This window comes from Mesorhizobium sp. GbtcB19 (genome assembly GCF_019091085.1).
Taxonomy (GTDB): domain Bacteria; phylum Pseudomonadota; class Alphaproteobacteria; order Rhizobiales; family Rhizobiaceae; genus Mesorhizobium.
In genome coordinates, this window is record NZ_JAGXJY010000011.1 from 120,297 (window position 1) to 132,212 (window position 11,916).

Consider the following 11,916-nt stretch of genomic DNA (forward strand, 5'->3'; position numbering starts at 1 on the left):
GCCCTTAGCCGCCCTTCAGCATGTAGCCGGCGCCGCGAATGGTGTGCAGGATCGGCTTGTCGAAACCTTTCTCGATCTTGCCGCGCAGGCGCGAGACATGAACATCGATGACGTTGGTCTGCGGATCGAAATGATAGTCCCAGACATTTTCCAGAAGCATGGTGCGCGTCACAACCTGGCCGGCATGGCGCATCAGATATTCGAGCAGGCGGAACTCGCGCGGCTGCAGCGTGATCTCGCGCCCGGCCCGCTTGACCGAATGCGACAGCCGGTCGAGCTCGAGATCGCCGACGCGGTAGACGGTCTCGGACTCGCGCGCGCTGGCGCGGCGGTTCAGCACCTCGACACGGGCGAGCAATTCGGAAAAGGCGTAGGGCTTGGTGAGATAATCGTCGCCGCCGGCGCGCAAGCCGGTGACGCGGTCGTCGACCTCGCCCAGCGCCGAAAGGATCAGCACCGGCGTGGTGTTGCCGCGCGAGCGAAGGGCCGCGATCACCGAAAGGCCGTCGCGGCGTGGCATCAGGCGGTCGACCACCATCACGTCATAGTCGCCGGCATCGGCGAGCGCGAAGCCGGTCTCGCCGTCGCCGGCGACATGGGCGGTATGGCCCGCCTCGGCGAAGGCCTTCTGCAAGTAGTCCGCTGCCTCGCGATCATCTTCCATGACGAGAATCTTCATGGAGCCGTTATACGCGATTTCATTGGAAGGTTGAGGGGCAGTCATTCTTGTCGCCTTCAAGTTAAAGCGGCAGCGGGTGATGGGAAACCCGCTGCCGCCAGGAGCGAAACACGGTGACTGACTTACGTGCTCGGCCCCATGTTTTCCCGGTGGCGGCTCGGGGGTGTTGATACCGCCACAGGGAAAAGCTGAAAGCTGAAACGTCAGCCTTTGCCGACTGGCAGCGCGACGAAGCGGTTCGAGTCGTCGCGGGTGATCTGCATCAGCACCGCCTTGCGGCCGGCCTTGGCGGCGTCGGTCATCGCCTTGGAGACGTCGTCGGTGGTGTTCACATCGTTCGAATTGATCGAGGTGATGACGTCGCCCGGCTGGATGCCGCGGTCGGCCGCGGCGCTGTCGGGATCGACATCGGTGACCACGAGGCCCTTGCCGTTTTCCGCCTTGGTGACGGTCAGGCCGAGATCGGCCAGCGTGTCGGGTTTGGCGGCGGGCGCCGACTGCTTGTTGTTGTCGTCGTTCGAGGCCTGCTTGTCGCTTGCGGGCAGCGTGCCGAGATCGACCTTGACCGTCTCGGACTTGCCATCGCGCCAGACCGTGACGTCGACCGACTTGCCCGGCGAATAGCCGCCGATCAGGCGGGCGAGTTCCTTCGGCGAAGCGACATCCTTGCCGTCGACCTGGGTGATGACGTCACCGGCGGTGATGCCCGCCTTCTTGCCCGGACCGGCATCCTGGGCGCTCGACACCAGCGCGCCCTTGTCCGACTTCAGGCCGAGCGATTCGGCGATATCAGAGGTGACCGGCTGGATCTCGACGCCGAGCCAGCCGCGCTGCACGGAGCCGCTCTTCATCAGATCCTGGACGACCTGCTTGGCGGTCGAGGCCGGGATGTCGAAGGCAATGCCGACGCTGCCGCCCGAGGGCGAGAAGATGGCGGTGTTGATGCCGATCACCTGGCCGTTGAGGTTGAAGGTCGGGCCGCCCGAATTGCCGCGGTTGACCGAAGCGTCGATCTGGATGAAGTCGTCATAAGGGCCGGCGCCGATGTCGCGGCCGCGGGCCGAGACGATGCCCGCGGTCACGGTGCCACCGAGGCCGAACGGATTGCCGACGGCGACCACCCAGTCGCCGATGCGAACCTTGGAATCGTCGGCGAAGTCGACATAGGTGAACTTGTTGCCGCCGCCGTCGACCTTCAGCACCGCGAGATCGGTGCGCGGATCGGTGCCGATCAGCTTGGCGTCGAGCTCCTTGCCGTCATTGGTGACGACGCTGAAGTCCGAGCCTTCCGAGACGACGTGGTTGTTGGTGACGAGGTAGCCGTCCTCGGAGATGAAGAAGCCCGAGCCCTGCGCAACTGGGCGCGGCTGGCCATTGCCATGGTCGCGGTGGTTGAAGCGGCGCATGCCGAACTGGCCGCCCTGCCCCTGGTCGCCGAAGCCGCGGAATTCCTTGAAGAAGCGGCGCAGCTGCGGATTGTCGGGCAGGTTGTCGAAGCCATCCTGGTCGTCGGAGCCGTCGTCGGCCGTCGGCTGGATCTTGGCCTTGACCTTGACGCTGACCACCGCCGGCGAGACGTGCTCGACGACATCGGCGAAGCTCGGCATCTGCGGGGCCTCGACGCGCACGGCATCGGCCAGCACGGGGGCGGTGCCGGTTGCGAGCATGCCGGCGCCGACCGTTCCGACCACGGCCAGGGAAGCGACGGCCGCCATCAGGCGTTTGCGGGAGCTGGAAAATGAATTGGGGGCATTATTCATGGGGTTTCTTATCCTCTGTCGAAGCGGATGCGCTCAGGCGAAGCATCCTCGGGCGAGAGGATTAGAGGGCCGCACATTACGGCGCCATTTCCGATACATGAAAGTTTTGTAATGTTGGCGGACCGGCGATGACGCGTAGAATCACGAGGTTTCAAGATGCCCAAGGGGCGTACCACGCGAATTCGAGTCTCAGTCGATTGGGAGACTAAGCTGATCGAAGACATCAAGCGCGGGATAGCCGATGCAAAGGCGGGCCGTGTGGTGCCTCACGAAGCGGCAATGGCGGAAATCGACGCAGTGATCGAGATCGTGGAGGCCGAGCGCGCAGGCAAGGTGTGAGGTATGCCGCGCTTGGATTTTAGCGGATGCATCCGCGTCGTCGTCATCCCAGGGCGGAGCAGCCGCCAAGCGGCGTCGCGGAGACCCTGGGATCCATTCCGTTACCTCGCGCGAGGGGTGCCAAGAGCAGAATTCTGGACGGCCGCGACGCCTCGAAGTCACGGAATGGATCCTCGGGTCTGCGCCGCGTCGCTTCGCTCCTTGCTTCGCCCGTGGATGACGACGACGCAGGGGTCTCGGCCAACCTCCGCGGTTCGCAATTCGTGCGTTAATCGCTGAGCATCTTATCCAGGGCCGCCTGCTCTTCGGCCGAAAGCGTACCCGATGCCGGGCGGCGCGAGCGGGCGCTCAGCACGATGAAGAGGCCGCCGGCCAGAAGCAGGAGCACCGGCGTGCCCCACAGAAGCGCGTTGCGCAGGCTGAAGCGCGGCTTGAGCAGCACGAACTCGCCATAGCGCGAGACGATGTAGTCCATCACCTGCTGGTCGGTGTCGCCGGCGACGAGGCGCTGGCGCACGAGGATGCGCAGGTCACGGGCGAGATCGGCGTCGGATTCGTCGATCGACTGGTTTTGGCAGACCATGCAACGCAGGCCTTCCGAGAGCGCGCGGGCGCGGGCCTCCAGCGCCGGGTCCTGCAACACCTCATCGGGTTTCACCGCCTGTGCCGCGCCGGCAAAAAGCAAGGCCAGCAGCAGGACCAGCGAGGCGAGTGAAAATCTTGGCCTCATGTCGGGCTCGCCAACGCGGCGGCCGGCTTGCGCCGCTTGGCCGGCGCGCCGACGCGCAGGCGGCGGTCGAGCAGCGACATGGCGGCGCCCGCCATCATCACCAGGCCGCCGCCCCAGATCAGCGTCACCAGCGGCTTCCACCAGAGGCGCACGACGACGGAGCCGTCCTTGTTCTCGTCGCCGAGCGACAGATAAAGCTGGCTTAAGCCCAGCGTCCGGATGCCGGACTCGGTCGTCACCGTCTGGCGCACCGGATAGAAACGCTTGGCCGAGGTGATCTCGCCATCGGCGTTGCCGTCTGAGAGCAGCAGGAAGCGGCCGCGATCCTCGGTGAAGTTCGGACCTTTCTGCGGGGTGAGCCCTTCGAAGCGCAGCGTGTGGCCCGAAAGCTCCACCGTCTCGCCGGGATGCATCGAGAGGATTTTTTCGGTGCCGAAGCAAAGCGTGCCGACGATGCCGAGCAAGGTCAGGCCAAGGCCAAGATGGGCAAGTGCGGTGCCGAAAACCGAGCGCGGCAGGCCGGCGAAGCGGCGAAGCATGACGACCGGCGGTACCGAGCCGGCACCGGATTTGACGGCAAGGTCGGTCAGCGCGCCGGCGACCAGCCAGACGGCGAGGCCGACGCCAAGCGCCGCAAAGACAGAGGCGCCATCGACGAACAGGCCGGTGACCAACACCGCGGCGATCGCCAGCGCGAAGGCCGCCATCAGGCGCTGCGAGGCGGCAATGACGTCGCCGCGCTTCCAGGCGAGCAGCGGGCCGAACGGCACGATCGCGAGCAGCGGCAGCATCAGCGGACCGAAGGTCAGGTCGAAGAAGGGGGCGCCGACCGAGATCTTGCCGCCGGTCAGCGCCTCCAGCGCCAGCGGATAGAGCGTGCCGACGAGCACCGTGGCGGTGGCGGTGGTGAGGAAAAGGTTGTTCAGCACCAGCGCGCCTTCGCGCGAGATCGGGTGGAACAGGCCGCCGGCGGTCAACCTAGAAGCGCGCAGCGCAAACAGCGCCAGCGAGCCGCCGATGAACAGCGTCAGGATGCACAGGATGAAGACGCCGCGCGTCGGGTCGGTGGCGAAGGCGTGCACGGAGGTCAGCACGCCGGAACGCACCAGGAAGGTGCCGAGCAGCGACAGCGAGAAGGTGAGGATGGCGAGCAGCAGCGTCCAGATCTTCAGCGCCGAGCGCTTCTCCATGACGATCGCCGAATGGAGCAGCGCGGTGCCGGCGAGCCACGGCATGAAGGAGGCGTTCTCGACCGGATCCCAGAACCAGAAGCCGCCCCAGCCGAGCTCGTAATAGGCCCAGTAGGAGCCCATGGCGATGCCGCCGGTCAAAAACATCCAGGCGACCAGCGCCCACGGCCGCACCCAGCGCGCCCAGGAAGCGTCGATGCGGCCTTCGATCAGAGCGGCGACCGAGAAGGAGAAGCAGATCGAGAAGCCGACATAGCCGAGATAGAGCATCGGCGGATGGATCGCGAGGCCAAGGTCCTGCAGGATCGGATTGAGGTCGCGACCCTCGATCGGCGCCGGATTGAGGCGGAGGAAGGGGTTGGACGTCGCCAGGATGAACAGGAAGAAGGCGGCGCCGATCATGCCTTGCACGGCCAGCACATTCGCCTTGAGTGATGCCGGCAGATTGTTGCCGAAGACGGCGACCAGCGCGCCGAAGAAGGTCAGGATCAGCACCCAAAGCAGCATCGAGCCTTCGTGGTTCCCCCAGGTGCCGGTGATCTTGTAGATCATCGGCTGCAAGGAGTGTGAGTTCTCCCAGACGCTCGCCACCGAGAAGTCCGAGCCGGCATAGGCGCTCGCCAGCGCGGCAAAGGACAGCGCGGTCAGCGCGAAGCCGGTGACCGTGACCGGACCGCCGACCGCCATCAGCCGCTGATTGCCGGTGCGGGCGCCGACCAGCGGCACCAGCATCTGCACCAGCGACAGCGCGAAGGCGAGCACAAGCGCGAAATGTCCGGTCTCAACCATTATTGGCTCGTGCTTTCCTGCCAGACGCCCTTGGCCTTCAGGCCGTCAGCGACTTCCTTGGGCATGTAGCGCTCGTCATGCTTGGCCAGCACGCTGTCGGCGACGAAGACGCCGTCGGGACCGAAAGCGCCTTCGGTGATGACGCCCTGCTCCTCACGGAACAGATCGGGCAAGATGCCGGTATAGGTGACCTTGACCGACTTCTGCTTGTCGGTGACCGAGAAGGCGACGGTGGCGCCCTGCCCGCGCACGATGGTGCCCTTTTCGACCAGGCCGCCAAGGCGGATGCGCTGTCCAGGCGGCACGCTTGCCGTGGCGAGATCGGCGGGCATGTAGAAATAGGACGCTTTCTGGCCGAGCGCATAGAAAGTGAGGCCGGCGGCGGCGCCGAGGAACGCCAGCCCCGCCAGGATCACCGACAATCGCTTCTGCTTGCGCGTCATTGCCTTACTCCGTCGCCGTCACGCCGAGCGAGGCGGCGAAAGCGGTGAACTTCTTCGCCTGCTCGCTGTCGGCGCCAAAGACGGCGACAGCACGGCCGAGGGCATCGCGCGCCTGGTCGGCCTTGCCGAGCACGACATAGGAACGAATGAGCCGCATCCATCCTTCCTCGTCGCGCGGATTCTGCTTCAACTTGTCATCGAGCCCGGCGACCATGGTCTCGATCATCGCCTGCCGGTCCTGCGGCGACATCTGCTGCGCGGCTTCCACCTGTTGCGCATCCGGGCCGTTGGCCGGCGCGGCTTCGGCGAACGCCGGCTCGCCCGCCTCGGCAAGCGCCTGCTGGACAGCGTTGCGCCAGGGCGAATCCGGCGCAAGCTGGCCGAGCATCTTTTGCCAGGCGGCGACAGCCTCGGCTTTCCGGCCTTCCTGGGCGAGGCCGACCGCCAAATAGAAATTCGCCTTGGCGTTGGCCGGATCGAGCTTCAGGGCCGCCTCGAAAGCGTTTTGGGCGTCGGCCGAAACGATGCCGCCGGCAGCGCTTGCAATCGCCTCACCGAGGCCAGCCTGGCGCACCGCGCTGTCGCCGTCGAGACGGATGGCGTTGCGGTAGGCGGTCACCGCGTCGGGGAAGCGCTGCAGGCGAAGATAGATCGGCGCCAGCACGTCCCAGCCCTTGCCGTCCGACGGATTGGCGGCGAGGTGTGCTTCGGCGCGGGCGACCAACTCGTCGACGGAAGAATCGGCCGGATTCTTGGCCAGACGTTCGGCCAGCGGCTGCGAGGGCAGGTCAGGAGAGCCGAGCATGCCGTAAAGCCCCCAGCTCAGCAGCGGAACGGCGAGCACGGCCACGCTGGCGAGCAATCTGGCGCTGCGCGAAGATGTGGAATTGGTGGCGCCCGACTGCGCAGCCGCGCCGAGACGCAGGATGCGGCGGCCGATCTCGGCGCGCGCCTCTTCGGCTTCCCCTGGCTGGATCAGGCCGCGCGCCATATCGCGGTCGAGCTCGGACAGCTGGTCGCGATAGACTTCGAGATCGTGGTCGCCGGCCGGCGAGGAGCCCTTCACGCCGCCGGTAAGCGGCAACAGCACCGCCAGGCTGGCGCCCAGCGTGAGGATTGCGGCTATGACCCAGAACAGCATGGCTCTTCCAATAAAGGCAGAGCCCTGCCCTGCCAACACAGGCTTGCTGCGACGCTTTGACGGCCGCGCCGCCAGCTGTCAACCGTCAGGTCAGCGGCGTCCAGCTGCCGTCGGCATTGCGGCAGGCGGTGCCGCGCGCGGTGACGCCGGCGCCGCTGGTGTAGACGGTATGGGTGTACTGGCGGCAGTCCTGCGAGCCGACACGGTAAGGCTGGGCAGCGGTCACCTCGCCGTAATGCGAGGAGTTGTCGCTCTTCCACGTCACCTTCTGGCCGCTGGTGTTGTATTCCAGCGCCTTGTACTCGGCCTCCAGGCCCTTGCGCTTTTCGGCATCACTCAGGCCCGAGCCGATCGATCCGCCGATGAGCCCGCCATTCATGGCCGAGACGATGCTGGTCGAGACCTTGCCGCTCGTGGGCGGCGTCGAAACAGGCGTGACCGGAGAGGTTGGTCCGCCCCTGCTCAGCGTCGAGCAGCCGGAAACGGCGAGCAGGGCGGAAATGAGCGCGACGCGGATCTTCATGCCAACAACCGGTTCTCTTGGGCGGGATGAGCTGGGGGCTGCGTCATCAAGGGGATTTTCGTGGCCATAGTGTTGATATTTGTCGGAAATTTGGCCGCTGCCGACCACACGCAAATCGATAAAAAACATTATTGGAGGCTCCGCAATTTCACCACCGCCTTCAAGCCGCCCATGCCGGAACGTTCGAGGGCCAGGATGCCGCCGTACTCGTTGACGAGGTCGGCGACAATGGCAAGCCCAAGCCCGGTTCCTGGCTTCGTCTCATCCAGTCGCTTGCCACGCTTCAACACCTCCCGCGCGCTGTCCTCGGGTATGCCCGGACCGTCATCCTCTATAACGATTTCAAACAGGTTAGCGCTTCCCGAAATAGTGCCGATCGTCACGGCGACGGCGCTTTTTGCCCATTTCATCGCATTGTCGAGCAGATTGCCGAGCAGTTCCTCCAGGTCCTCGCGCTCGCCGGCAAAGACGATTTCGGCCGGCGGCAGCGACAGCGTCAGCCGCGTTTGCGGGTTGAGTTTTTGCAGCACGCGCACCATGCGTTGGACCAGCGGCGAGACCGGCGTGCGGAAGACGACGCTGTCGCGCTGCGCGGCGACGCGGGCGCGCTGCAGATAGTGGTCGACCTGCTTCTGCATCGAGGCGGCCTGGTCGGCGATCAGCTGGCCCTTGGCGCCGCCCAGCGCCCGGCCCTCGTTGATCAGCACGGCAAGCGGCGTCTTCAGCGAATGGGCAAGATTGCCGACCTGGGTGCGCGAGCGTTCGACGATGCGCCGGTTGTTCTCGATCAGCGCATTGGTCTCGTTGGCCAGCGGCTCGATCTCAGCCGGAAAGCTGCCGTCGAGCCGCTGCGCCGTTCCTTCGCGCACCATGGCGAGCGCGTTGCGGACCCTGCGCAGGGGCTGGAGGCCGAGCAGGATGGCGATGGCGTTGATGGCGATCATGCCGGCGCCGAACAGCGACAGATAGGTGAGCAGCCGGCGCTGGAAGCTCGCAATCTCCTGCTCCAGCTCGCTGTGGTTGCCCATGACGCGGAAACGGGCGGCGCGGTTCTTGGCGTCGAGAACGAACTCGCTCTCGAACACCTGGAGTTGCTCGCCCTTGATGCCTTCCGTCGCGTAGCTGCGCTGGAAATTCGAGTTGAACGGCACGTCGGCGACGCTGGGCGACAGGATCGAAGTCGTCATCGAGGAAGAATGAAGTTCACCATGCACGCCTTCGGAGGCAGGCTCCACCGACCAGTACCAGCCGGAATTCGGTTGGGAAAAGCGCAGGTCGCCCAGGTCGGGCGAGCCGGTCAGCGCGCCATTGTCGGATATGCCGACGGAGCCGATCAGGTTGAACAGATGCGCCGACAAGAGGCTGTCGAAGCCGCGCTCGCTGGCCTGGCGGTAAAGCGTGGTGATGAGGGTGAAGATGACGACCAGCGTCAGGATCGCCCAGATGGTCGAAAAGCCGATAACGCGAAAGGTCAGCGAGCGCGGCCACAGCCGCAGCTTCGACAGCCGCGTATTTATGGTTGGCTTCAGCGGTTCCGCCTCACGCCTCCGGCTCGCGCATGCGATAGCCCATGCCACGCACGGTTTCGATCATGTCGATGCCCATCTTCTTGCGAAGCCGGCCGACAAACACCTCGATGGTGTTGGAATCGCGGTCGAAATCCTGGTCGTAGAGATGTTCGACCAGTTCGGTGCGCGACACCACCTCGCCCATATGATGCATCAGATAGGCGAGCAGCCGGAACTCGTGCGAGGTGAGTTTCAGCGGCACGCCGTTGACATCGGCCTTGGACGCCTTGGTGTCGAGGCGGAGCGGTCCGCAGGTGAGTTCCGACGAAGCGTGGCCCGCGGCGCGGCGGATCAACGCCCGCACCCGCGCCAGCACCTCTTCGATGTGGAAAGGCTTCGTGACGTAGTCGTCGGCGCCGGCGTCGATGCCGGCCACCTTGTCGCTCCAGCGGTCGCGCGCGGTCAGGATCAGCACCGGCATCTTGCGGTCGCCGCGGCGCCAGCGTTCGACGACGCTGATGCCGTCCATCTGCGGCAGGCCGATATCGAGGACGACGGCGTCGTATGGCTCGGTGTCGCCGAGGAAATGCCCCTCCTCGCCGTCATAGGCGCGGTCGACGACATAGCCGGCGTCGACCAGCGCATCGGCCAGTTGCCGGTTGAGATCCTTGTCATCCTCGACGACGAGCACGCGCATGGGTTGAAGCCTGTTGCTGGATAGACGTATAGGCCGATTCCGCCGGCCTGGGAAACGAGGGCGTCAGCCTGCCGGCACCACGATTTCCGAGCGGCGTGGACGCTGGCCGTCCTTGCCGGGGACGAGCACGACGATGACGCAGACCGGCTGGCCGCCACGCGTCGCCTGCGACGCCTTGGCCAACGTGCCGCCATTCTGCGCGGCGACCTCCTGGCCGATTGCGTAGCAATCGCCCGCGGCGAGCACGACCGGCTGATCGACCGACGGCTCGACGACCGGCAGGGCGGTCGCCTGCGAGGCAAAGAGGCCGGCTGCGGCAAGCGCCAGCGCCGCTTTGCGGAGAATTGAGCCAAGGTTTTTCATAGTCACGGTTCTAACGCATATGGGCTGAACGTGAAATGAACGGTGAACGCCCGAAACGCCATGCCCGCCATTCCCCCTGCGCGAGTGTCGATGCCAAGGCCTCCCTCAAGCCCGGCTTTCGAATTCATAGCCGGAAAATCATTCGATCCGCCACGCTTTTTGGCTACGGATTCCGCGCCCTGCCCTAGCTAGTGTAGAACGGCCGGCCGACCATAGGAGCATGCGATGGCGCGCGAGGATTTTGCCGATCTTTACCGGGGCTACATCGCCTGCCTGAACGGCCAGGACTGGGACAATCTCGGCCGGTTCGTCGGCGAAGAGGTGCAATATAATGGCGAGACGATCGGGCTTTCGGGCTATCGCCGCATGCTGGAGGGCGATTTCGAGGCCATTCCGGACCTGCGCTTCACCATCGAATTTCTGATCTCGGAGCCGCCACGCCTGGCGGCGCGCCTGCATTTCGACTGCCATCCCAAGGGCGTGCTGTTCGGCCTGCCGGTTCACGGCAAACGGGTTTCTTTCGCCGAGAATGTTTTCTACGAGTTTCGCTACAGCCGCATCCGCGAGGTCTGGTCGGTCATCGACAAAGCCGCCATCCAGGCGCAGCTCTGACTTCCGTCCGGCGATCCTTCAGGCGGCTTCCTGCGTCAGCGCGCGAAAGCGCAGCAGCCCGTGATGGACGGACAGGTCCTCGTCATAGCGTGCCTCGGCGAATTCCAGCGACAGGCGGGTCTGGCCGCGCGAGCCGATGGAAAAGGCCGCGCCGTCCAGCCGCGCCCTGATGCTGTCCATGATGAGGCGCGTCTCGGCCTCGCCTTGAGCTTTCGACCAGATATGGAAGGTGACGAGTTGGTCATTGTCGTTGTCGGCACCGCTTTCCAGATTGAAGGCGCTGGTGCGGCCGCAAGTGACGTTGGGAAATGCCGCCTTGTCACTCGCGCTTTCGAGCAGACCAACGCCGCCCAGCAGCGCCGACAGGGACGCATCGGTCTTCAGCCGCAGGAACAGGGCCTGCATCAAATCGCCTGGCGTCGTCATTTCTCTCCCTTCGCCAACAAGCCTTCGCGGCGCAACGTAACCACCTTCAACTTGCCGCGCCAGATCACGAGGCTTCCGCAACCAGCCGGTCGCAGGCCTGACACCGTCTACATCTGTCGGATAGCGTGCGGCAATCAAAAGACGTCGCAATCCCATTCAGGCGAAATCGGCGGCGGTCAGCACATATATGCTTTTGCGAGTGCGGGCATAGGCCTTGCTGGCGACGTCGTGGATGGAGCCGGAAGCCGTGTCGAAGGCCGCCAGATAGGTTGCTTCGGCGGTCGCCGTTCCTGGCGGTGCGTCGGAAATTGCATCGGCGGCGACAGAGAAGGAGATCTGGAACATGCCGTCATGGCCGACGAAGCGAATTCGTCTGCCAGCCTCGTCATAGCTGCGGCTTCTGTTGGGGAATGTAAGGCTCATGACTTTACCTCCGTTGAAGCGGTCTTCTTCACCGTCCGCGGTGCCCGCTTCCTTTTCGGTGCAGGGTTCAAGGCTTCGGCAACACGGTCGGCCTCTTCCTTGGCCAGCCGCAACTCCCTCAGCCTTGCCGTCTTGATAGCCCTTGCCTTCGTCTCAGACAGATACTCAGCCGTCGCCTTGTTTCGCTCCACGGTTTTCTTCTGCCTTTCCAGGAAGCGGGCTTCAGCTTTTTCCATGATCGTTTGGCTGACTTCGGCCATCGTCGAAATCTCCTTTTTGGGACTAGCGCGGCG

At 64.9% G+C, this 11,916-nt stretch carries 14 protein-coding genes and 1 pseudogene; 2 read left to right on the forward strand and 13 right to left on the reverse strand.

Annotated elements, in window-relative coordinates; genetic code table 11:
• Positions 1-4 precede the first annotated feature (4 nt).
• Both KVT37_RS19580 and KVT37_RS19585 read right to left on the reverse strand, forming a co-directional pair.
• Positions 5-679, reverse strand: coding sequence for a response regulator transcription factor (locus KVT37_RS19580; protein ID WP_040991372.1), 675 nt, complete (start codon positions 677-679; stop codon positions 5-7).
• A gap of 203 nt (positions 680-882) precedes the next feature.
• Positions 883-2,439 carry a Do family serine endopeptidase gene (locus KVT37_RS19585; RefSeq protein WP_217576053.1) on the reverse strand — a complete coding sequence of 519 codons (1,557 nt, stop codon included), beginning with the start codon at positions 2,437-2,439 and terminating at the stop codon, positions 883-885.
• A gap of 192 nt (positions 2,440-2,631) precedes the next feature.
• On the opposite strand from KVT37_RS19585, the pseudogene KVT37_RS19590 reads away from it, so the two are divergent.
• Positions 2,632-2,778, forward strand: a pseudogene (locus KVT37_RS19590) (CopG family transcriptional regulator); the annotation flags it as partial.
• 268 nt (positions 2,779-3,046) lie between these two features.
• Here KVT37_RS19590 and KVT37_RS19595 read toward each other — a convergent pair.
• The 8 genes from KVT37_RS19595 to KVT37_RS19630 all read right to left on the reverse strand — a co-directional run bounded on the left by KVT37_RS19595 (position 3,047) and on the right by KVT37_RS19630 (position 10,162).
• Positions 3,047-3,508, reverse strand: a complete 462-nt coding sequence (locus KVT37_RS19595) for a cytochrome c-type biogenesis protein (protein ID WP_217576057.1) — start codon at positions 3,506-3,508, stop codon at positions 3,047-3,049.
• A complete protein-coding gene (locus tag KVT37_RS19600) occupies positions 3,505-5,487 on the reverse strand; it encodes a heme lyase CcmF/NrfE family subunit (RefSeq protein ID WP_217576059.1) in 1,983 nt (660 codons plus the stop codon). Before KVT37_RS19600 ends, KVT37_RS19595 begins: the two co-directional genes overlap by 4 nt.
• Positions 5,487-5,930: a cytochrome c maturation protein CcmE gene (gene ccmE / locus KVT37_RS19605; protein ID WP_217576061.1), complete on the reverse strand. Its 444-nt coding sequence runs from the start codon at positions 5,928-5,930 to the stop codon at positions 5,487-5,489. The genes KVT37_RS19600 and ccmE overlap by 1 nt, the downstream gene beginning before the upstream one ends.
• A gap of 4 nt (positions 5,931-5,934) precedes the next feature.
• Complete coding sequence (gene ccmI / locus KVT37_RS19610) at positions 5,935-7,071, reverse strand: c-type cytochrome biogenesis protein CcmI (protein WP_217576063.1); 1,137 nt, start codon at positions 7,069-7,071, stop codon at positions 5,935-5,937.
• 85 nt (positions 7,072-7,156) lie between these two features.
• Positions 7,157-7,594: a hypothetical protein gene (locus KVT37_RS19615; RefSeq protein ID WP_217576065.1), complete on the reverse strand. Its 438-nt coding sequence runs from the start codon at positions 7,592-7,594 to the stop codon at positions 7,157-7,159.
• Positions 7,595-7,722: 128 nt separating this feature from the next.
• Positions 7,723-9,111 (reverse strand): ATP-binding protein, encoded by a 1,389-nt coding sequence (locus KVT37_RS19620; protein WP_308642668.1) that lies wholly within the window; start codon positions 9,109-9,111, stop codon positions 7,723-7,725.
• Positions 9,112-9,133: 22 nt separating this feature from the next.
• Positions 9,134-9,799 (reverse strand): response regulator transcription factor, encoded by a 666-nt coding sequence (locus KVT37_RS19625; RefSeq protein ID WP_027164846.1) that lies wholly within the window; start codon positions 9,797-9,799, stop codon positions 9,134-9,136.
• Positions 9,800-9,862: 63 nt separating this feature from the next.
• Positions 9,863-10,162, reverse strand: coding sequence for a hypothetical protein (locus KVT37_RS19630; RefSeq protein ID WP_217576067.1), 300 nt, complete (start codon positions 10,160-10,162; stop codon positions 9,863-9,865).
• A 225-nt stretch (positions 10,163-10,387) separates the two neighbouring features.
• Here KVT37_RS19630 and KVT37_RS19635 point away from each other — a divergent pair, with 225 nt between their 5' ends.
• A complete protein-coding gene (locus KVT37_RS19635) occupies positions 10,388-10,774 on the forward strand; it encodes an ester cyclase (RefSeq protein ID WP_217576070.1) in 387 nt (128 codons plus the stop codon).
• A gap of 18 nt (positions 10,775-10,792) precedes the next feature.
• On the opposite strand, the gene KVT37_RS19640 is transcribed toward KVT37_RS19635, so the two are convergent.
• The 3 genes from KVT37_RS19640 to KVT37_RS19650 form a co-directional block, all read right to left on the reverse strand.
• Positions 10,793-11,200 (reverse strand): DUF3168 domain-containing protein, encoded by a 408-nt coding sequence (locus KVT37_RS19640; protein WP_217576072.1) that lies wholly within the window; start codon positions 11,198-11,200, stop codon positions 10,793-10,795.
• Positions 11,201-11,356: 156 nt separating this feature from the next.
• Positions 11,357-11,623 (reverse strand): DUF1488 domain-containing protein, encoded by a 267-nt coding sequence (locus KVT37_RS19645; RefSeq protein ID WP_217576074.1) that lies wholly within the window; start codon positions 11,621-11,623, stop codon positions 11,357-11,359.
• Positions 11,620-11,883 (reverse strand): hypothetical protein, encoded by a 264-nt coding sequence (locus KVT37_RS19650; protein ID WP_217576076.1) that lies wholly within the window; start codon positions 11,881-11,883, stop codon positions 11,620-11,622. The genes KVT37_RS19645 and KVT37_RS19650 overlap by 4 nt, the downstream gene beginning before the upstream one ends.
• Between the last annotated feature and the right edge of the window lie 33 nt (positions 11,884-11,916).

Coding starts and splice junctions, on each gene's coding strand:
- KVT37_RS19580 (WP_040991372.1), bottom strand. CDS start 679: ATGAAGATTCTCGTCATGGAAGATGATCGCGAGGCAGCGGACTACTTG.
- KVT37_RS19585 (WP_217576053.1), bottom strand. CDS start 2,439: ATGAATAATGCCCCCAATTCATTTTCCAGCTCCCGCAAACGCCTGATG.
- KVT37_RS19595 (WP_217576057.1), bottom strand. CDS start 3,508: ATGAGGCCAAGATTTTCACTCGCCTCGCTGGTCCTGCTGCTGGCCTTG.
- KVT37_RS19600 (WP_217576059.1), bottom strand. CDS start 5,487: ATGGTTGAGACCGGACATTTCGCGCTTGTGCTCGCCTTCGCGCTGTCG.
- ccmE (WP_217576061.1), bottom strand. CDS start 5,930: ATGACGCGCAAGCAGAAGCGATTGTCGGTGATCCTGGCGGGGCTGGCG.
- ccmI (WP_217576063.1), bottom strand. CDS start 7,071: ATGCTGTTCTGGGTCATAGCCGCAATCCTCACGCTGGGCGCCAGCCTG.
- KVT37_RS19615 (WP_217576065.1), bottom strand. CDS start 7,594: ATGAAGATCCGCGTCGCGCTCATTTCCGCCCTGCTCGCCGTTTCCGGC.
- KVT37_RS19625 (WP_027164846.1), bottom strand. CDS start 9,799: ATGCGCGTGCTCGTCGTCGAGGATGACAAGGATCTCAACCGGCAACTG.
- KVT37_RS19630 (WP_217576067.1), bottom strand. CDS start 10,162: ATGAAAAACCTTGGCTCAATTCTCCGCAAAGCGGCGCTGGCGCTTGCC.
- KVT37_RS19635 (WP_217576070.1), top strand. CDS start 10,388: ATGGCGCGCGAGGATTTTGCCGATCTTTACCGGGGCTACATCGCCTGC.
- KVT37_RS19640 (WP_217576072.1), bottom strand. CDS start 11,200: ATGACGACGCCAGGCGATTTGATGCAGGCCCTGTTCCTGCGGCTGAAG.
- KVT37_RS19645 (WP_217576074.1), bottom strand. CDS start 11,623: ATGAGCCTTACATTCCCCAACAGAAGCCGCAGCTATGACGAGGCTGGC.
- KVT37_RS19650 (WP_217576076.1), bottom strand. CDS start 11,883: ATGGCCGAAGTCAGCCAAACGATCATGGAAAAAGCTGAAGCCCGCTTC.